Here is a 20,568-nt window from a genome sequence, read left to right on the forward strand (position 1 = left end):
TAGAAAATTCCTAAAAGTTTTTAAATTCAGATTTATTTTTTGCAGAAATATAAAGAAAAGACCTTTTTCAAATTTTCGTTGAAGAAATCGAAATTTAAAAGAACAAGTTCGGAAGATTAGTTCATTTTTTTCAGAAGGAACTATCAGTTGAACGCTAACACTGTACAAAAATTCCCTTACATTTAAGTTTAAATTGTTTTTATTTTTTCTTTTGGGCTTTTATGGAACTCATCGCCTGAACTAATTTTTGAATTCGTTTTAATCTAGTTTCGGGTAACTTTGCGTCTAAAATTGCTTCGATGTGTTCTCTTTTATGAGACCAAGATAAGGATTCAAAAGACTTTATCGCATTTTTGTCTTTGGAAAGAGATTTTTTTACGTCTTCGGGAAGTTTTACGATTTTTGTTTCGTAATTAATATATTTAGAAAGTTCAGGACGTTTTTGTTTTTCCGCCTTAGAACTTCCTTTTGTGATGGCATCGGTTTTTTTAAAACGAAGTGCAGACCAGGTCTCGTCTAACGAAATCAAGGCGACTCCTTCGTATCCGTTTTTCGAAAGCGATTCCCAGCCGTGGTCTCTATCTAAGTCTGTTTTTGTTCCTGAAGATTTTTTGGGATATGCAATCCATAAAATACTTTCTTCACGAATTGATTTAAGTATTTTTGAAAGATAAGACTGGAGAGAGGAGGCTGAATCCGCAAAAAAAAGGATTCCTTCCGCTTCTGAAATTTTATCCGTAAAAATGACTCCTCCGATGGAAGAAGAGGTATATATATTTCTTCGATCGAATACTATTAGCTTATCTCCTTCTTTAAGTCTCATCTTTTTAATTAAGTTTGGATTCCAATCTATCATAAGGCGTAAGAAAAGTGGGTTTTTAAAAAATGCAAATGAAAAAAGAAAAAATTTTATAAATAAAATCTCAACCAGAACATTCAAAAAATTTGTTATTTCTAATTCTTGGATAATAGAGTTTTTGAAAAATTAATTTGACTTCACTTTTTTAGCTTTTAAGATGTTTTTGTGGAAAACTATATTCAAAATCAATTGAGTCTCAATTATTTAATGTGGGAACGAGAAAATAATGATCGTCATCCATTGTTTGATAAGAATGATACATTTGAAAAAGCCCGATTGTTTGCATATTTATACTCCGATAATCACGAACGTAGAGAGAAAGCTTTCTCTGCAAATTTATCTTTAAAACTTCGGATCGGAAAGCCAAAGCCAAAAAAGTATTTAATGGTTGATCATCATTCGCTACCTCAGCCGGTAGTATCAAAGAGAATAAAGGATTTGGTAGAGTTACTTTTACCAAATAGAATACATTGGGTTCCTGCGGAAATTGATACGGATAAAGAAGTATATCATTATTTTATTATGATCCCTCCGGAAATCAATTGTTTAGATTATAAAAAATCCAAACTACATTTACAATCGGACGGGCAAATTTTTGAAGTACAAGAAATGGTATTGGATCCAGAAAAGTTAAAAACGTATTCCTATGAAGATCGTGGGATTTTTCGGTTTACTGCTGGTATAACATATTACTTGATCGAAGAACAAATCGCTTCTGCAATTCAATTATTAAATCCATCACCATCAGGAGTTCGATTTATACCACTTGCAGATTGGAATTTTAAAACTGCATTTCATTAAAAATTTACTATAAAATTTCAGAACTAACTTCCACACAAATAGCTAAATGATCATTGATTCATGAAAATCACCTTGTAAGAGATACAATATCTTTGAAACTGACCTAATGATTTCACTGTTACTCCCTGCAAAAGCAAAACCGTTATTATCAAAAGAATTAATAGATCGATCTTATCCTCGTTTTAGATGGAGAATTTTAGAAGCAACCTTTATCGGTTATGCTACATTTTATCTCGTAAGGAATAATTTCCCAGTTATTTCCAAAGAAATGGGAGAGGCGCTTCATTATAACCAGGAACAAATCACAAACATTTTAGCGGTGACTGCGATCACATACGGGATCGGAAAATTTTTAATGGGAATCTTATCTGATCGTAGTAATCCAAAATACTTCATGCCATTGGGTTTGATTTTAACTGCGATTTGTAATTTGTTTTTCGGAGCATCAAATCAATACGAAGTTCATTTTTATCTCTGGGCATTAAACGGATTGATGCAAGGAATGGGATGGCCTCCTTGTGGACGTTCTCTTGGTCATTGGTTCGGAGTTTCCGAAAGAGGATCTAAATTCGCAATTTGGAATATAGCGCATAACGTGGGAGGAGGTTTGGTGGGAATTGTCGCAGCCTATAGCGCTTCTTGGTGGGGTTGGAGAAATGCGTTTTATATACCCGCTTCGATTGCGATCGTGACTGCGATTTATCTTTTATTTCGATTGGTAGACACTCCTCAGTCGGTTGGTCTTCCTCCGATCGAAGAATACCAAAAAGATCCGGAAAAGGAACTAAGACTTTCTATCCAAGAACAAGAAAAGGAACTTACTTTTCGGGAAATCATTTTAGGATCTGTATTAAAAAATCATTATGTTTGGACTTTTGCTTTTGCTAATTTTTTCGTTTATGTGGTTCGATACGGTTTGACGGATATAGGTCCTACTTATTTAAAACTTTCTAAAGGAGCTTCTATAGAAAAAGGAGGTGTCAGCACGTTTATCTACGAATTTGCTGGAATTGCCTCCACTCTTCTTGTCGGATGGGGCTCCGATAAACTGGGAGGTAAAAGAGGAATGGTGAGCCTTTTATGTATGCTTCCTATTTTGTTTGCTTTAATCTCATTATTGTTTACTCCCCTGGGATTTTTATGGTTGGATCTTGTTTTATTCGGAATCATCGGTTTTTTTATTTATCCGCCTGTTATGTTGTTAGGTGTTGCCGGGCTTGATTTTACTTCTAAAAAGGCGGTTGGAGCTGCAGCCGGTTTTATAGGTTTATTCGGTTATTTGGGAAGGACGATTCTTTCAAAATCGGTAGGATGGTTGAGTAAACAAACTGGATTTCATTGGGAACAACCCATGTATTTAATGATCGGTGCGACTTTGATTGCGATTGCGTTACTCGTCATTACCTGGAATTGGAAACCTAAGACATAAACTGAAGTTTTTATTTTACACTTGCTTTTCCTCTGAAGGTTAAAAAAGTTTTCTGTTATGGTACATCCTTGGCATGATATTTCTCCCGGCGATCAGAGTCCTGAAATTGTAAATGGCGTTATAGAAATCAAACGCGGCAGTCGCGCAAAATATGAAGTGGATAAAGAATACGGAATTCTAAAACTCGACAGGGTTTTATATTCTTCCTTTTATTATCCTGCAAACTATGGATTTATTCCTCAATCTTATTGCGGAGATCAAGATCCTCTTGATATTTTAGTTCTTTCTCAGGTAGAATTGGAACCTCTTTGTTTGGTAAAAGCAAAGGTTATAGGTGTGATGAGGATGTTGGATTCCGGAGAAGAAGATGATAAGATCATCGCGGTTGCGGCTAACGATATGTCAGTCAATCATATCAATGATATTTCGGAACTTCCCCCACATTTTACTTTGGAACTGAAGCACTTTTTTGAAGATTATAAAAAATTAGAAAACAAAACGGTGGTTATCGAAGAATTTCAAAATGCAATTTTAGCGCGAAAAATAGTTTTAGATTCTTTAGAATTATATAAAAAAACGTTTTCTAAAAAATAAAAGTATCTCGGTGCAACCTGTAGAGCTTTAAATAAAATCACTAAGTAGATTTTTTAAGAAATTAAATATATTTTAATTTACTAAAATATATTTAACATGATTAAAGCGTAAACTATTAAATAGGTATTTTATTACGTAGTTCTGAGTAAAACGAATGGATAAAAAATCGTTTTTAGACATGGATTTTTTCAACAGCTATAAGATTAGAATCATCTCAAAAATACTTTATTTTTGCTTAAATGCCAATTATTCTAATAGAGTTGTTGAAAAATTCCATAGTAGAGATTCACAAACTGCTTCAATTATCCATTTCAATACAACAAAAACAGATGAAGAATTCATTTTTCAACAATTCTAATATATTTTTGAGATGGTTCTATATAAAAAAGTCCATCTAAGTAATCAATTTGAAATAATTTTAGAATATTATAAAAAATTAAATTTGACCCGAAAAATCTCCCGGTTTTGTTCTCCAGCGTCTATGAACCCAAAAGTATTGTTCTGGAAAAAGTTTTACTTCTTCTTCTAAGGCTTTTGTCCAAACTTCGGTGTAGTGACGAATTGCGGTTTCTCTATCAAGAAACGCTTTCTTATCCACAAAACCTAAGTCTTTGACTCGAACGATCACCTTTCCATTTTCTCCGCAAAGAACCGAATACAAAAGCATCTTGGCCCCTGTAAGATAAGCCATCAAGGCAGGACCCTGATAGGTGGATGCGGGGCGATTGAAAAAATTTACAAAGATTCCGACTTTGCCCGCATTTTGATCCGAACCAAAACCAATCCAATAACCTTGTTTTAACATTTTGGTCACTTGGCTCGATTCTTCTGTGGAAACGAGTTTGATTCCGTTTTTTGTTCTAAGTTTATAAATCAGTTTATCCACGAGAGGATTTCTAACTTTTTTATAAATTCCTCCGCCTTTCATACGGACTCCCATAAACTGAACTAAAATTTCCCAAGTTCCAAAATGACCGGAAATCAAAACGACTCCTACACCTTCTTTGTTTGTTTTCTTTTCGATCTCCAAAGATTTCGGATCGTAAACTAAATAACGATCCATCCATTTTTGATTCAAACGAGGAGCGAATAAAGTGCCTGCGACTAAATTCCCGATATGAAGAACACTTTTCCAAACGAGTTCTTTCTTTTGAGATTCTGTATATTCCGGAAAAGCATAGGAAATGTTTTCGTATGCAATCCTTCTGTGTTTTCTTGCAAACGGATAAAGAAGAATGACAAGAAATCTTCCGTATAAAAGACACAAACGGTACGGTAAAATTCGAAACGGAAGATAAAATAAATAAACAAAGATAAAAGCAGGTATATAACGAATCAAGAGGACCCCGAAATTTTCTTTTCTTACAAATGGATTGGGTTCTATCCGGATTGACAAGCAAAAGAACAAGCAAATTTTTTTGAACTCATTGTGTGAGTTCCTACACTTTTAGCGAATCAGAATACATGTAACTAACTTTGCAAGTTTATTGCTAAGAGTTATATGAAAGAATTCCCAATATTTTGCATTCAAACAGTGCTTTGCAATAAAATCCATGGTATTGAATTTTATAGTTCCGAGTAAGATAGAATTTTTGAATGTGGGAACTACTATAGTTTTTCAAAGAAATTAAAATTTGAATTACAAACCAAATAGTAGGAACTCTACATTTCTTTTGTAAAATCAAACTTACTATTAAATTAAATACCGCAAATTTTAATCATAAAACACTGTTTCAATACGGAATGTTGAGGATTCTGTTATATAGTTCTGAGTAATAGATTCTTTGAAATGTGGGAACTACTGCATTATTTTTGAGTTTACTGTCTAATCTGTCAAATTGTGAGAACTCTTACATTCTCAAAAAACTCTTTGTCTACACGAAGTTTTACAAAGGAAAAAAATCTGCCTTTTAAAAATGTAACTCCGAGGGTTGACCGCAAAAGGTAGTTTCTAAATTCTGGAATTTGAATTTTTATTTTTTTACAAACTTATCTTTGGTCTAAAGAAAAATCTTGTACTCGAAAGAACCCATGGACAATCTGAAAACTTCTGTACATGAAATCTATCTTTCTCTTTCGGGAGAAGGAATTTCAACCGGCGTTCCAACTATATTCGTTCGAATGGCGGGATGTTCCCTCCGTTGTGGAATGGTTGTCGGAAGAAAGTTATGGTGTGATACTCCATACGCGTTGTCTTCAAACGCTGGAGAAGAGATGAGCGTAAATCAAGTTTTGGAAAAAATCCAAGAGTTAAGTGCTGTAAATATTCAGATTCTATTGACAGGAGGAGAACCTCTTGAAGGAAGAAATCGAGAATTTAGTATCACTTTAGGAAACGAAATTTTTAGAACTAGAAATTCATCCGGTTTTTATCCAAGGCCCAGAGTGGAAACTAACGGAGCCGAGTCGATCGAAGGAATGAATCAATTCGTTTTTACGATGGATTATAAACTTCCCGGTTCCGGAATGGAAAATCGAATGTGTTTGAAAAACTTAGAAATTTATAAAGAAAGAAAAAATCCTTTAGACGAAATTAAATTTGTGATCCGAGATAGAAAAGATTTCGAAAGATGTTTGGAAATAATCGAAAAACACGCGTTAGACGGAAATCTTTTAGCGTCTCCAGTTCAAGGAGAATTATCTCCCGAAATTCTCTCCGAATGGATAAAATCATCTCTTGGTTCGGGGCTTAGACTTTCATTACAAACTCATAAATATATTTGGGGCGATCAAAGGGGAGTTTAGTTGGAAGACGTTTTACAACTCAGCCTAGACTTTGAATCCAAATCAAATTCGGGTTATCGAGGAGATTTTTGTTACCTAACGAATTCTCCCGAATCCGGAATTGGAAAGATTGTCTCTTCTGTTGAAGGTAAATTTACGATCGAATTCTCCGTTTCTCAAACAAAAAAGACTGTTTCCGAAAATTCTACTTATCTGAGAATTCTTCCCGGTTATCCGTCTTCGCTTCAAAAGGTGGAGGAACATTCTCGTTTGATGAGTTTGGCGCTTACCGCCTACGAATTAAAACTCACACACGCATTTGATAAACTTTCGGCTCTTTCAAATTCGAGGACGAGACTTCTTCCACATCAAATTGAATCCACGTATATCGTAGTTAATAGTTTGCGTCCTCGTTTTATTCTCGCGGACGAGGTTGGTTTGGGAAAGACGATCGAAGCCGCTCTGGTTATGAAGGAACTTATCTTTCGAAGGGGATATAAAAGAGTTCTAATTGTTGCCCCTTCTCCTTTGTTGGTTCAGTGGCAACAGGAGTTGAAAAATAAATTTAACGAAGATTTTAAAATTGTTAAACGAAGAAATTTTCATACAGACGGAGAAAAAAACTGGAGAAATTTTCAACACGTAATCACTTCCATCGACTTTATTAAAAATCCAAAATATGCCGAAGAAATTCTAAAAACAAAATGGGACATCGTAATTTTCGACGAAGCCCATAGATTGAGAAGAGATTATCATAAAATCACTCGCGCTTATCTGTTTGCTGAAAAAATTTCTAAAAAATGCGAATGTCTCTTGCTTTTAACTGCGACGCCGTTTCGTGGAAAATTAGAAGAACTTTATTATCTAATGCATCTCATTGATCCGAATATTTTGGGTCCTTATCATACATTCGTAAATGATTATATTCTAGGAAACAAAGCAGATCTCAAGGATAAAATTTCCAGGGTTTTGTTACGGAGAAGAAAAGTCGAAGTAGGTGGATTTACTAAACGATTTGCCAAAACGGTCCGGATAGAATTGTCGCCTGTAGAAAGAGAATTCTACGAAGAAACTACCAATTACGTCAGAAGAGAATACAATCTGGCGATGAGAACTCAAAACCGTGCGATCGGGTTTGTGATGATCGTATTCCAAAAACTTTTGGATTCTTCTGTGTTTGCGCTGTTGTCCGCGCTTACAAAAAGAAAATTTCTTTTGGAAAATAGATTTCATCATATTCAAAAAACGGAATCTAGTTTAGAGGAATGGGATTTAGATGAGACCGAAGACGTAGAAGAATTTGTTTCCGGTTTGGATGAATCGGTTCAGTTAGATCTTCAAAGTTTAAAAAGAGAACTTCTTTCCCTCAATCGGTTGATACTTTTAGGGAAAAAAATCAAAGAAGATAAAAAATCCATTAAATTGAAAGAAACGATTCTCAAACTTCAAAAAGAAGGACATTCAAAATTTATCATATTTACTCAGTTTAGAACCACCCAGGATTTTTTAGCTTCGGTTCTTTCCGATTTTCAAGTCACTTTGTTTCATGGCTCTTTGAGCGCAGACGCAAAGGAAAAAGCGATCGTAGAATTTAAAACAAAAACGGAAATTCTAATTTGTACTGAAGCCGGAGGAGAAGGAAGAAATCTTCAATTTGCAAACGTTCTTTTTAATTACGATCTTCCTTGGAGTCCTCTCAAGATAGAACAAAGAATAGGAAGAATTCATCGATTCGGTCAGAAAGACAACGTATTTATATTTAACTTTGCGAGTAAAGACACGGTAGCAGAAAGAATTTTAGAAGTACTTACAAACAAAATTCGTTTGTTCGAAGAATCGATCGGATCTTCTGACGAACTTCTAGGTGCGATCGAAGACGAGTTGGATTTTAATTCTTCCTTTATGAAATTTGTTACCGGTAATAAGTCCAAAACGGAAATGGAAGAGGAGGTCGATAACAGGATCAAAATCGCCAAAAAAGGTTTTGAAAAGTTAGGCGCTCTTGTAACTCCTAAGTTGATCGATTTTAATCTTCAAGATTATTATAGCCATACACTCGAAGAGCGTTCGTTTAACAATACTCATTTGGAAGAATTTGTTTCTCGTTTTACAAAAATTTTTCCAAATGAAGCGGGTTTTCAATTGATTCGGAAAAAACCGCAAATTTACGAGATTGATTCTCCACAATATAAAGGAAAATACGGAACGTTCGATTCCGAACTGGCGCTTCAAAACGATAGTTTGGAATTTTTGGCTTTCGGTCATCCTCTTATAGATAAAACGGTTTCTTATCTGATTCAAAATCAAAAAGGATGGGGCACTTCTTTTCATTCTATTTCTAATAAAGAATATTATGTTTTTCTAGTAGAATTTCAATTTACACTCAATCGAACCGAGTTGTTCTACTTTGAAACAAATCCTAATACCGGCTCCGTAAAACAGATTGAAACACTTCCGGAAGAACTTAGGGAATATAATTCTTCGGCAAAACCTTTGGAGATTTCTTCGTATCCCGAGTTTCCTTCTCGATTGGAAGAAAATTTAATTCGAACTTTTATTTCTTTGGATGAAATCGTGGAATCTAGAAAAAAAGAACTTGGAGATCAGACCTTGGATCTTTTTCAAAAAGAAGAATTTAAAATTAGAACTAGCAATCAAAACACTCTAAGACAACTCGAAGAAAAATTGATGCGTCAAGAAGCCGCGTTTAAATGGGAAGGGAAGCCGGAAAAAAAATCGGCGATGAATCGAACCCGAAATGAAATCCAAAAAGTGAAAGAAGATTTTGATCGAGAACTTCGTAAGGTAAGAAACGGCAAAACGATTCAACATCGATTTCAACTTTTTCAAGTATATCTTCCTTCCTGAACCGGAAAAGTTTTCCTGCTCGACATCCGATTTTGATTGAGGTTTCTGGACCTTAATCATTGGATTGGAGTTTTATACGTGAAACTTTCTTTAGATTGGATGAACGATTTTACACCTTTGAAGGAGGTTGGACTCGATGCGATCTTAAAGAAGATTGCGATTTCTGTTTGTGAGATAGACGACGCGGCGCAGTTTCGTCCCGAATTGGATTTTGTAAAAATTGTTCAAATTGAATCTCTAGAAAAACATCCTTCCGCGGATAAACTCCAAATTGCTCAGGTTTTTGACGGAGGTTCTAAATCTCAAATTGTGACCGGAGCGACTAACGTAAAAGTAGGCGATCTGGTTCCTCTTGCGATTCCGGGAGTAAAACTAGGGGACAAAGAAATTTTAGAATCTGAACTTAGGGGAATCAAAAGTTCAGGGATGTTGTGTTCCGAAAAAGAACTTTTTTTGTCGGAAGAAAGTAATGGTGTTTGGATTTTAAATGGACTCGACGGAGCTAAAGTCGGTGAAACAATCCGTTCATTTTTATATTATGACGATATTATATTCGAAGTTGATAATAAATCTATCACACATAGGCCAGATCTTTGGAGCCACTTCGGCTTTGCAAGAGAGCTCGCTTCTCAACTTCGTTTACCGATTGTTTTTAATCCTTTTGAATCTCTTTGGAATTTCGATTTATCAGTCAAACTTCCCAAAGTATTAGAAAATCAGAATGCACATTCTTACTATGTGTCTTCTATTTCTGGGGTTTCCGTTTTTCCTTCGAAAAGAAAATTTCAATCCAGATTGCAAAAATGCGGAGTTAGGGTGATTAACAATGTAGTGGACGTTTCCAATTATGTGATGTTGGAAATGGGCCAACCTACTCATTTTTTTGATAAGAAGTTTTTAGAAAACCAAGGTGGAATTTCTCTCGAAGTTTCCTTTGCAAAAAAAGGAGAAAGTTTTGTGCTTTTAGACGAAACCTCTCCAGCTTTAGAAAAGGAAGTTTTATTGATTCGTAATCAAGGGAAGCCTGTGGCAATTGCAGGTGTGATGGGCGGTAAAGAATCTGCTGTACAAAATACTACGACGGAAATCGTGATGGAATCCGCAGTTTTTACGAGAGAAAGGATTCGTAAGTCTATACGTTCCACAGGTATCCGATCCGATTCTTCTGTTCGTTACGAAAAAGGACTGGAGGCAACTACAACTCTTCCTGTAATTCGTCGTGCGCTCAATCTTTTGAAAGAAAACGGTTGTTCCGAATTGAAAGCGGGCGAGCCGGTAGGATTTTTACATATTCCTCACAAGGAAGTTCGTATTCATACGGACATTCATTTCATTAATGCAAAGTTAGGCGTCACTCTGTCTCAAGGAGATATTACGGATATATTAGAAAGATTGCATTTTATAGTTTCTTGGAAAGGGGAACATCTGGAGGTTTTGGTTCCTAAGTTTCGTCATAATTACGACGTGACTACTCCGGAGGATCTTGTAGAGGAAATCGGAAGAACTAAAGGTTACGATACGATTCAAGTGGTTCCTTTATTGGCAGAAGTCAAAACTCCGATTCGAAATTTAAGTAGAGAGTTGGAAAGAAAGTGTAAAACTTTTTTCGCCATAGCTTTAAAATATCATGAAGTTTTTAATTATTCTTTCCAATCTTATAAAGAAAACGAATTTTCCGGAGATCCTAAACTTTCGGTAAAAATTAAAAACGAAATGCCGGAAGAACAATCCGTTTTGAGAAATTCGCTTTTACCTTCTTTGTTGAAAAATGTCCGTACCAATCAGGATCGATTTCCGGAAATTAAAATTTTTGAATTTGGTCGCGTATATTTTAATCTTCCAGAACCGGAAAACGAAAAGAAAATTTTTGCTTTTGCAGTTTCTTTGGATAGAAAAAGTTCTGAGCCTGATTTGAAACTTTTAGAAGAAGATTTTTTGAAAGTAAAAAAGGAAATAGAGTCTTTTTTAGAATTCATTCAGATTTTTGAATATACTTGGAAAGTACAACAAGAAAACATCTTTCATCCGGGTGCAAATTTGTGTTTGGTGACGAGATCCGGAAAAGATGATTCCGAGATCGTTGTAGGTAATTTAGGATACGTTCACCCTGCGGTTTTAGATTCTTTCGAACTTAAAAAAAGGGTAATTTACGGTTCTTTTGAATTTGAACGGATTGTGGAGCTTTGGAATCAAAATCGGAAGGTTTCTCGTTTTGTGACGCCTTCCCAATTTCCGGAGGCAGAAATCGATCTTTCGATTTTGATTGGAGAAAAAGAAAACACAAACGTATTTACGGATCTTGTAAGATTGGAAAAAATTCCCGAATTACAAGAGGGTTGGGTATACTCTCAATTTATGGGTGGAAACGTTCCCGAAGGAAAAAAGTCAGTGAGTTATCGTTTCCGATTGGTGAACTACGAAAGAACTTTTACCCAGGAAAGAATCAAGGAAATCTCTGATCAGTTAGTCTCTCTTGCGGGAAAAAACGGATTCGTTTTGAGATAGGGAATCTGGTTTCAAAACGTCGAAAGAGATAAAAGGTAATTCTTTAGAAATTTCTAATAAACTACTGTAAGTTTTTACAGGAATCGTCACATTTTTACGTTTATAAACTTTCTAGTAGCTTTTTTAGCATTAGAGTTATTGAAAAATGAATTCTCCATATATTTCTTTTTTATGAAAACGGTCAATTGAAAACTTTTGTTAATCTGGGATATTAAAATTTAGATTTTGGATAAATCCAAAATTCATTCTAAATATATAATTTATAAAAATTGAATTTACTCTATAAAATTTCATTTTTTAAAAGCTTACGTCGGATTTTGAGACAGGCTAATCAAAGCCACATCATTTTTTGTAGACTTGGTAGAACCCTTTGATAGAGTCGTTTGGGGAAAAATTCAAATGAATATTCATCAAACTGCATTTATTCATCCTGGAGCGACTGCAATCGGTCTTGTGGAAATGGGTCCCTATTCTTCTCTTTGGCCGGGAACGGTGGTTCGTGCCGATATGAATCGAATCGTTTTAGGTAAAGGAGTAAACATTCAAGACAATTCTACTCTTCATACAGATTCCAGTCGTGGAATTATGATAGGAGATTATACATTAGTAGGTCATAATACTATGTTGCACGGATGTAAAATTGGAAGGGGTTGTCTAATCGGAATCGGAAGTATCGTTTTAGACGAGGCTGAAATTGGAGATGGTGCTATGGTGATCGCAGGTTGTATGATTCGAGGTGGAAAAAAATTCCTCCTGGAGCGATGGTTATACAAAAAAACGGAGAATTGAAAATTTTAGAAGGAAAATCAAAACCTATTTTAAGTGTGGCGGGTTGTTTGGAATATATTGCTCTTTCCGATCGATTTCAAAAAGGAATTTTTGAACCGTTTACTCAGGAAGAAGAAATTGAATTTCAAAATCAAGCAAAAACGATCTTAAAAGAAATGGGAATTCCTTTCAAAGAATAAATAAGTTGTTTGAAGCTGACACCAAACTAATTACAGTGATTTGATAAACGCTTAATAAAAAATGAAAGTAATCGATCTTATGTTTTAATTTCAAAATTACTTTATATTCCGCTTTTTGAAATTACTTCTAAAATTTGAATCAGTCTTTTTTCCTAAAACCTAATTCTAAAATGTTTTGGTTAAATAGGGTTTTATTTTTTGAATTGAGGACGTTCACCTTTTTCTCTATAACCCTAATATTAAAATCGACGTAATCGTTTCGATAAGCGTCTCCTTCTTGTATTGAAAAATCAATGATCGAAAAGATTCTACCTCGTTTGGTCGGTTTGTTGATTTGAAATGGAAGTTCTTTATGACCTTCTCCGTTCAACGAAATTTTAAATAAGGATATAAAATCGGAAGGAAACTCTGTGTTTGCACCCAGTACGATCTGGTATTTACCAGGTATCTTCGTAGGGAATCGAACCAATGCAGAAAGATTTTGGTTCAATTTGAAGTTTAAATAAAATGGATAACTAGAAATTTCTTCTTCTCTGAAATAATCAGGAAGTTTAATATCATGACTCCATATTTTATGGGTCGAAAGAAAAAATAATATCCATAAGAATAATTGGATTTGTTTTGAAAGCATTACTAAATTAAGAATTTATTTTATTATAGAAGTACGTTCAATTTTTTTTCTAAAAAATTTCCGAGTTTTTACCTAAATTTAAATCGAGTTGTTCTAGGAATTCAATTTCGAAATGATTTCTGGAAATAAAAAATCCGACCATGAAAGATCGGCTTTTTTATTTTTTAAAAGATCAATTTTATCGATCAAAATGCAAAAGAAAGTAAAACCTTAAATCTTGTAAAAATATCCGCTGCAGAAAACCCGAACAGTAAAAGAAGAAAGAAAAATCCGGATCCGAATATGACTCTGTTCATCAAAGTATCATATTTAAGATGCATAAAGTATCCGAGAACTAAGGAAGCCTTTGCAGTTGCTACCGCCATTGCTATGATTACGTTCATCGCACCGAAGTCGATACCGGCAACCCAAACGGTGACAAACGTAAAGAAAATCAAAGTAGCGAAAATCAGAGAATAAGTTTTAACAGAAATGATATGGTGGGAACCGTGGCTTTCTTCTTCGTGGGCCTTTTCTGCGGGGCTACCTTTTAATTTTTCTTGGCCTTTTAAAACTACCTCTTGAAGAAACTTTCCTAATTTGTTGTCTTTGTTTCTTTCGATAAAATCTTGGAGTTTATTTTCTTCTAAAACTTGGGAAGAAAAGTTAACGGCAAACCCCACGAGAGTCGCTTTGATAATCGCTCCGGCTCCGATTACAAATCCGGTGAAGGGAATCAAAAATCCAATGCTGACGATTACGTAAAGTGCGTAGTTTAAAAACAGTTCCATTTTTTATCCTAAAGTTGGTTGCGGATGGTTTATAGGACATACTGCCAGGGTCTGAAAAAGCCTCAAGTACATTTCAATGAAGAATTCGCTTCCTCCATTCGGAATAAAACTTTTGGATTCTGTCTTGTATTCTTTCCTCGGAATTTTTTAAAAATCTCAAAAGAACCCAAGAAGTCCCATACGGCTTTCCGGACGCAAAACGGTCCGGGGTTAAAGGAAAAATTTCGATTTCTTGAGATTGACCCCAATCGTAAATCCATTCCGAATAATTCGGAATCGTTTGTTTCAAAGGCAAAGTGAGAATGGAAAGATTTTCTCCCGACGTGTTTCTTTTTTGTTGGAAGAATACTGATTTAGAAAGTTCGAACAGGATTCTTCCCATAGACCATCTGTAATTGGTTTCGCTGATTCTTTGTATTTTTTTTATGTTTTGAGAATAGAATTCGAAGCCGTCGATTGAAACTGGACCTTGATATTCTGTAGAAAAACTTTCGGATAATTTTTTTACGATCGGTTCTAATAGAAAAAAGAAAAATTCAGATTCTTTTTTGGAAGTAGTATAAGCGCCGTTATACGTTCCTTTTGGGTCGCAGATTTGGATTGTACTTCCTAAAAATGTGGGAACTACTGCATTAAAATCATAGAGGCACGAAAAATCATAAGTTCTCTGAACCCAAGGTTGTGCGACACAGGGAAACCAAGAAGGTTCTTTTTGAAATTCGGAATTTTCCCATTGTTCTGAGACGATAGAAATGAATTTAAGAATTTTATGTCTTCCCGAAAAACTAAATTCCGGTTTGAGAACGATCTTATCTGTCTGTAGTTCCGACCATTCGGAAATCAAATCGGAAAGATCATAAGGTTTTTCTAAAATTTTTGAGGGAATATCTTGAAAACCTTGTTCCGATTTCCAACGGGTCAAAAGGATCTTAGAGTTTAATCTTTTGGAAAGACTTGCTTTTTCCGAGGAAAAAAGAATTTCACCTGAGTCGTTTAGATCAGAAACAGAACCCCATTCTTCCCAGGTTCGAATCGGATTGATGGTAGAAGAAGATTGAAGAATTTTCTTTGAATTTCTTTTGAGAAGTTGGAAATCACAAAATTGAATTCCTCTGTCTTTCCAAAACTGAATCCAACTCGGATCTGGAAGTTCGCGTAAAAACAGAATCGTAGAAGGATTACAAATCGATTGAAAAAGAAAAAATAAAGTCTCTAAAGACCGATTTTTTAAATCCAATCTTTCAGGTGCTATATGGGAGGACTTTAATTCTTCTTCAAAAAATCCGTTGAATCTGCAATAACGAGTCATAATCCGTTGAAATTTTTTAGTTTGTAAAATCAAGAATGAGGGATCAGAATTTCGATAATCTGAATAAGGGCAAATCTATGAACATCCGTATTTTTTCATTTCTGATCATTCTTACCATTTTTGGTTTAGAAGCGGCACCTAACAAGATTTTAACGCTGGAAGAGAAAGAAGAATTAAGACAGATCGAAACGGTACGCAAGGGTGGTTTTACGGATATAGAAGTAGATAATTTACACGCTTCGATTGCCGGAAATATTCTTAAAATCAATAATCTACTTGGAAATGAAACGTATAAAAAAGCGCTTCGATACATTGAAGACGAACCACGTGAAGCCGCTAAGTTTTTGTTTCAAGATAAAGAAAATAAACAATATCTTCAATTGGATTTAGGTATTGGTCAATCTTTTGCTGATTATCCGAAAACGTATCTATATCAATCTAAGATTTACATTTATCCTGGAACCGACGGCAAATCTTTGGAAAAAATCATTCTTCAATTTAAAAGAACGAACGCAAAAGGAGAGGTTTTTATTCGAGAGATGAGGAGACTTATTAATCATTCTCCCAAAGGACCTACTTTTTTAGGAGATGGAAAAAGAACTCCGAACAACAACAGCGAAATTCTTTTAGAATTCTTTTCGAGTCACGATACCGATTTTCTTTGGCCCGATGATCCGATTCAGCCTGTTCCTGCCAGTGTGACCACAAAGTTAAATGATGCTGCAAACCCTCTGCCTTATAACAAACAAAAACAGATCATTCTCCAATACAAAAGATATTTGAGAAAAGTAGATAAGATGGTAAGTCTTAAACTCCACACTATGGAATTGGATCAAAAAATGATGATTTCTAAAATGTTGGAATTTCAGTGATTTAAAAAAGGTCTCTATAAAAAGAAGGATCGCCTAATCAATTTTTACATAAAATCGATGTTTGGCGATCATGGCTAAATTTTAATAAATGCGAAAGCGATTATTAACGTGAGTTCGACGTAATAAAATTAGAGCGAATCCGGCTTGCCACAGGCAGCCGGACCGGGCTCTTAGCTCTGGTAAATAAATTGTATATAGGAAACGTTATACGGCATTCATCTTTAGTTTCAATTTATTTACCTCGCATCGATCCCTTTCGCGTTATTTAACGTGAGTTTGGCAGAAAGAATTTTCTAAAAGTATGAGTTCCTACAATTGAAGAATTTATTTATAAAGTCTTGATTTGTGGTAGTTCCCACATTTTAGAAAAAAATCTGCAGGCTCAGATTCTAATTTTTTTTTCAGAAAAATGAATCATGGATTTCTTCACGAACTCACGTTAAAATATAAATTTGTGTGAGTTCCCGCAGATTAAATCGCATTACAGATTTTTAAACATTCATTTTTTGTGACTCGAGTCGGGGAGTTCCTCATTTTATTTTTTGATTAAAAAATCGCTGATGACCTTTTCTTGAGTTAGGTATTTTTTATTGAGATAAGAGATTGCTAAATTGATAAATCTTGGAACTTCTTTACCTGCCTCTAACAAATCCAATTTTGTCTGAGTCAATTCGTCAATTGTAGATAAAGCCAATTTTCTTTGGCTTTGATGAGATTCGAATTCGTCTTCGATTTCAAAAGCCATTTTTTCTTTTTCCCTTTATGGAGATTACTTTTAAAGAAATCAGCTTAAAATATTCAAAAAGAATCATATACGATTGAGAATAGATCCATTTTTAAAAAATGCAAGTCATTCTTATTAAATTTCCTTATATTCTATAGCCGTTTGAATTCCTCTTTTTTCATCTACAAGAAAGTTGATTAAAAGAGAAACGATAAAGAAAATAGAGACTACTAAAAAGGAATTTCTTAAATCAAAAAGAACCTGTAATCCACCTACGGCGACTAGACCAAATGCGGCGGCTATTTTTCCGGATAAACCCCAAAGACCGAAAAATTCTCCTGATTTAGATTCCGGAGCGAAAAGACCTACAATTGCTCGGCTTGCGGATTGTGTGGCTCCAAGACCTGCTCCTGCAAATACAGTAGTTCCTACAAATACCCATTGTTTTGTAGTAGGAATTCCGATACCGGTTAAAAATTTTGTTAGATCTTCTACCCAATAGATCAATAGAAGGCAAGCAATCCATAATAAAAGCGTAATATTGAAAGTTTTTTTTGCGCCTATTCTATCTTGAATAAAACCGAATATGATCGCCCCAATCGCCGCAAAAAGTTGGATCAATAAGAACATAGCAATCTCGTGTTCTTTTTGAGTTTTAATTTCCTGAGCTCCGTAAATAAAAGCGAAACTGATCACGATTCCGAGTGCAGCCATTGCGAAAAACAAAGACACAAGATACAAAGCCATGTCTCGAAATTTATGGATTTCTTTCAGAGTGGAGGTAACTCTTTCCACTCCGATTTTAAGATAGGAAAGTCCTGCTGGTTTTTCTTTTCCGGCGGTATATTCTCTCAAAAGAAGAAAGGTTGGAATTCCGGAAAATAAAAAGAAGAATGCGGTATAAGGACCGACCAAACGGAGACTATTAAAATTCTCCATCGTTTTCGGACCTAGGGTGTTGACTAACGCAACCGCCGCGATTCCTCCGAAATATCCAATTCCCCAAGCATAACCGGAAATTTTACCTAGATCTTCTCTTGGTCCTAGATAAGGAAGAAAACTGGAAGCGAAGTTTTCGCCGGATGCAAAAAAGAAATTAGAAAAGATGATTAGAATAAACGCTAAGAGATATTGTCCAGGAGCGATTACGAACCAGAGTGCGCTTGTTGAAATGATACAAAAAATGTAACTATAAAATAGAAACTGTTTTTTCCGCGCGGAATAATCTGTGATCGCTCCGAATATCGGACCTGTTACAACTACTAAAAGATAGGAAATTGCAAGGGCGATTGACCAAAGTAGATTTCCGTATTCGAACGGATTTTCTTGATCGGAAGACGCCGGAACTACCAATTGGCTGAAAATGATTCCGTAAGTTACACTAATGATGACTGTCGTATAGGATGAGTTCGCGAAATCGAACATGCACCAGCCGAGGATTTCTCGAAATGGGGCTCTTTTAATATCTTGCATGGTTTGCCTTTCTGTTTTTGATCAGAAATTTCGAAGGCTATTTTTTTGAAAACAGGGTGTCAAATGAAAACCGTAAAAAATTTCTCTTGCATAGGATTTTCGAAGTCTTTAATCTGAATGAAAGACCTCGTCCAATAAAATAAAAGAATATGGATTCTTCCTTTTTCAATCAAGTTGATCTCTACCAACTCATGCGCCCTCGAAAGGTTTGTGTATGCAATCAAATTTCCGAAGAAGAAATTTTGACTTCTATCCGAAACGGAAATGATGCACTTCAAAAACTCATGGACGATACCGGAGCCTCAACCGGTTGTGGAACCTGCTCTAATACGATTCTTAAAATTTTAGCCAAAGAACTTAAAGTTTCGAAAGAATGAATTCTTTGCCAAACGTATCCATCAATATGGCTATGACTTTGGACGGGAAGGTTTCTCGCCCAGATGGAAAATGGTATGGACTTTCTTCCAAAAATGATAAGAAAAAAATGGATGAAATTCGTTCCAAGGCGGAAGTTTTAATTTTAGGAAAAAATTCAATTTTAAATGACGATCCTATCGTTCATCTTCGTTATGTAGATGACGTTCAAGATCCTCGTCCGGTGATTTTGGTTCGATCCGGAACGATTCCGAAAGACAAAAAAGTATTCCGTTTTTCTAAAGAACCACCTTTGATTTTTTGTTTAAACGAAAACTATCATTTAATCCAAGAAAATCTTTCTTCTTGTGCGCAGATCGTTCCCATTTCCGGAAATGATTTGAGTCCATTAGAAGTTCTTAAAGTTCTTTCCGAAATGGGTTATAAGGAAATTCTTTTAGAGGGTGGTCCTTCTTTGAACGATTCTTTTTTTCGGTTGAATTTAGTTTCTAGAATTTATCTTACGATCGTCCCTTTTATAATCGGAAAAAAGGATCTTCCTTCCATTACGGGCGGACGGGATGAATATTTGGGTTTTGATCTAAAAAAATGGAATTTGATTTCTTCAAAGACATTAGAAAATGAAATTTTTCTAATATACGAAAATTAAATTTGATTCGGTCTTGAAATTTTTTAAATCCTACAACATTTCAAGTTTTGTCTTTTGGGCTAAATATTTTTTAAGGATAGAATAAATAAGATTGAAAAATTCCATAGCTCAATTAACAAAACTGCTTCCATGAAATAGAAACAGATGGAGAATTCATTTTTCAACAATCTACTAATCTCTATAAAATTGAGCACCGTTAATTTTATCACAAAACGCTGATTCTATGTAAAATATTAGGTACTTTATTATATAGTTATGAATAATACAAAATGAAAATAAGTATAGTGAAACAAATTCGGTGTGAGTTTTTATGAAACAAAAAGAATTGTTTTATACTTTTTGTTTAAGGTTTCTTCTGATTTTTTTTGTAGCGGTTTTGATTTACGAGCAATTCTTTCCGCAAAAAAAAATTTTAATACAACAAGATCAACTGGTTTATTTGCCCGATCAAAAGAAATCGGTTCCCTTAGAATTGGAATGGGTGTTACTTTCTGAGATTCCTGAAGAATGGGTTTTTTATACCGTTCAGGTGGAAGACAAAAGATTTTATTCTCATAAAGGTTATTCTATTGCTGATATTCACTCTAGTCTAATTTTCTCCGTTTTGTTTTTTAGGAAAATGAGAGGCGCAAGTACAATCACACAACAGTTGGCCCGAACCCTTTTTTTATCTCGGGAAAAATCATTCTCTAGAAAATGGAAAGAAATTCAAATTGCTTCTGCATTAGAAGATGAGCTCGGTAAGAATGCAGTTTTAGAATACTATATCAATAGCGTTTACTGGGGCAGAGGAATGAACGGATTGAATCAGGCTTCTAGATATTATTTTAAAAAGAAGCCGACTGATCTGAAAACCAATCAATTTAAGGCGTTGATTCAGATCTTAAAAAAACCAGATGCTTATACTCGAGAAGAAGTTGTTTTGCTTTCAAAGAGCCTGTAAAGATTATTCAGATTTACATAATAAAATACCTATTTAATAGTTTATGCTTTAATCATGTGAATTTAGAGAAAGAA

The 20,568-nt window shown here is 34.8% G+C and carries 17 protein-coding genes and 1 pseudogene; 11 read left to right on the forward strand and 7 right to left on the reverse strand.

Going from position 1 to position 20,568, the window contains the following annotated elements; all coding sequences use genetic code 11:
- Positions 1–199 precede the first annotated feature (199 nt).
- Positions 200–856 (reverse strand): YdeI/OmpD-associated family protein, encoded by a 657-nt coding sequence (locus LEP1GSC049_RS210610; RefSeq protein WP_016748358.1) that lies wholly within the window; start codon positions 854–856, stop codon positions 200–202.
- Between the two features lie 168 nt (positions 857–1,024).
- Here LEP1GSC049_RS210610 and LEP1GSC049_RS2000000229300 point away from each other — a divergent pair, with 168 nt between their 5' ends.
- The 3 genes from LEP1GSC049_RS2000000229300 (at position 1,025) to LEP1GSC049_RS210600 (ending at position 3,683) form a co-directional block, all read left to right on the forward strand.
- On the forward strand, positions 1,025–1,660 hold the full coding sequence (locus tag LEP1GSC049_RS2000000229300; protein WP_004755567.1) for an imm11 family protein: 636 nt from the start codon (positions 1,025–1,027) through the stop codon (positions 1,658–1,660).
- 106 nt (positions 1,661–1,766) lie between these two features.
- A complete protein-coding gene (locus LEP1GSC049_RS210605) occupies positions 1,767–3,089 on the forward strand; it encodes an MFS transporter (RefSeq protein ID WP_004755672.1) in 1,323 nt (440 codons plus the stop codon).
- Between the two features lie 57 nt (positions 3,090–3,146).
- Positions 3,147–3,683: an inorganic diphosphatase gene (locus LEP1GSC049_RS210600; RefSeq protein WP_004755609.1), complete on the forward strand. Its 537-nt coding sequence runs from the start codon at positions 3,147–3,149 to the stop codon at positions 3,681–3,683.
- Positions 3,684–4,119: 436 nt separating this feature from the next.
- Here LEP1GSC049_RS210600 and LEP1GSC049_RS210595 read toward each other — a convergent pair whose 3' ends face one another.
- Positions 4,120–5,079, reverse strand: a complete 960-nt coding sequence (locus LEP1GSC049_RS210595; RefSeq protein WP_016748360.1) for a lysophospholipid acyltransferase family protein — start codon at positions 5,077–5,079, stop codon at positions 4,120–4,122.
- Between the two features lie 635 nt (positions 5,080–5,714).
- Here LEP1GSC049_RS210595 and LEP1GSC049_RS210590 point away from each other — a divergent pair.
- The 4 genes and pseudogenes from LEP1GSC049_RS210590 (at position 5,715) to LEP1GSC049_RS03010 (ending at position 12,748) form a co-directional block, all read left to right on the forward strand.
- On the forward strand, positions 5,715–6,428 hold the full coding sequence (locus LEP1GSC049_RS210590) for a 7-carboxy-7-deazaguanine synthase QueE (RefSeq protein WP_004757211.1): 714 nt from the start codon (positions 5,715–5,717) through the stop codon (positions 6,426–6,428).
- On the forward strand, positions 6,429–9,275 hold the full coding sequence (locus LEP1GSC049_RS210585; RefSeq protein ID WP_016561015.1) for a DEAD/DEAH box helicase: 2,847 nt from the start codon (positions 6,429–6,431) through the stop codon (positions 9,273–9,275).
- 78 nt (positions 9,276–9,353) lie between these two features.
- Positions 9,354–11,780, forward strand: a complete 2,427-nt coding sequence (pheT, locus tag LEP1GSC049_RS210580) for a phenylalanine--tRNA ligase subunit beta (RefSeq protein WP_016561049.1) — start codon at positions 9,354–9,356, stop codon at positions 11,778–11,780.
- A 399-nt stretch (positions 11,781–12,179) separates the two neighbouring features.
- A pseudogene (locus LEP1GSC049_RS03010) lies at positions 12,180–12,748 on the forward strand (gamma carbonic anhydrase family protein).
- A gap of 139 nt (positions 12,749–12,887) precedes the next feature.
- On the opposite strand, the gene LEP1GSC049_RS210575 reads toward LEP1GSC049_RS03010, so the two are convergent.
- From LEP1GSC049_RS210575 to LEP1GSC049_RS210565, 3 genes are all read right to left on the reverse strand, one after another.
- Positions 12,888–13,379, reverse strand: coding sequence for a hypothetical protein (locus tag LEP1GSC049_RS210575; RefSeq protein WP_004755594.1), 492 nt, complete (start codon positions 13,377–13,379; stop codon positions 12,888–12,890).
- A 185-nt stretch (positions 13,380–13,564) separates the two neighbouring features.
- On the reverse strand, positions 13,565–14,149 hold the full coding sequence (locus LEP1GSC049_RS210570; RefSeq protein WP_004755544.1) for a cytochrome C oxidase subunit IV family protein: 585 nt from the start codon (positions 14,147–14,149) through the stop codon (positions 13,565–13,567).
- Positions 14,150–14,222: 73 nt separating this feature from the next.
- Complete coding sequence (locus LEP1GSC049_RS210565) at positions 14,223–15,491, reverse strand: hypothetical protein (RefSeq protein WP_004755604.1); 1,269 nt, start codon at positions 15,489–15,491, stop codon at positions 14,223–14,225.
- A gap of 44 nt (positions 15,492–15,535) precedes the next feature.
- Between LEP1GSC049_RS210565 and LEP1GSC049_RS210560 the strand changes: the two genes are divergently transcribed.
- On the forward strand, positions 15,536–16,330 hold the full coding sequence (locus tag LEP1GSC049_RS210560) for an LIC13212 family protein (RefSeq protein WP_004755563.1): 795 nt from the start codon (positions 15,536–15,538) through the stop codon (positions 16,328–16,330).
- A gap of 535 nt (positions 16,331–16,865) precedes the next feature.
- Here the strand turns inward: LEP1GSC049_RS210560 and LEP1GSC049_RS210555 are convergent.
- Both LEP1GSC049_RS210555 and LEP1GSC049_RS210550 read right to left on the reverse strand, forming a co-directional pair.
- Positions 16,866–17,075: a hypothetical protein gene (locus LEP1GSC049_RS210555; protein WP_004755607.1), complete on the reverse strand. Its 210-nt coding sequence runs from the start codon at positions 17,073–17,075 to the stop codon at positions 16,866–16,868.
- A 114-nt stretch (positions 17,076–17,189) separates the two neighbouring features.
- A complete protein-coding gene (locus LEP1GSC049_RS210550; RefSeq protein ID WP_025186082.1) occupies positions 17,190–18,527 on the reverse strand; it encodes an MFS transporter in 1,338 nt (445 codons plus the stop codon).
- Positions 18,528–18,676: 149 nt separating this feature from the next.
- On the opposite strand from LEP1GSC049_RS210550, the gene LEP1GSC049_RS210545 reads away from it, so the two are divergent.
- From LEP1GSC049_RS210545 to LEP1GSC049_RS210535, 3 genes are all read left to right on the forward strand, one after another.
- Positions 18,677–18,904, forward strand: a complete 228-nt coding sequence (locus LEP1GSC049_RS210545) for a (2Fe-2S)-binding protein (protein ID WP_016748366.1) — start codon at positions 18,677–18,679, stop codon at positions 18,902–18,904.
- The gene (locus LEP1GSC049_RS210540; RefSeq protein WP_004770158.1) at positions 18,901–19,551 is read left to right on the forward strand and encodes a RibD family protein; all 651 of its coding nucleotides are present in this window, start codon (positions 18,901–18,903) and stop codon (positions 19,549–19,551) included. The genes LEP1GSC049_RS210545 and LEP1GSC049_RS210540 overlap by 4 nt, the downstream gene beginning before the upstream one ends.
- A 310-nt stretch (positions 19,552–19,861) precedes the next feature.
- Positions 19,862–20,494, forward strand: a complete 633-nt coding sequence (locus LEP1GSC049_RS210535) for a biosynthetic peptidoglycan transglycosylase (RefSeq protein ID WP_004755633.1) — start codon at positions 19,862–19,864, stop codon at positions 20,492–20,494.
- Positions 20,495–20,568: the final 74 nt, after the last annotated feature.

Origin of the sequence: Leptospira kirschneri serovar Cynopteri str. 3522 CT, assembly GCF_000243695.2 — a bacterium.
Classification (GTDB): domain Bacteria; phylum Spirochaetota; class Leptospiria; order Leptospirales; family Leptospiraceae; genus Leptospira; species Leptospira kirschneri.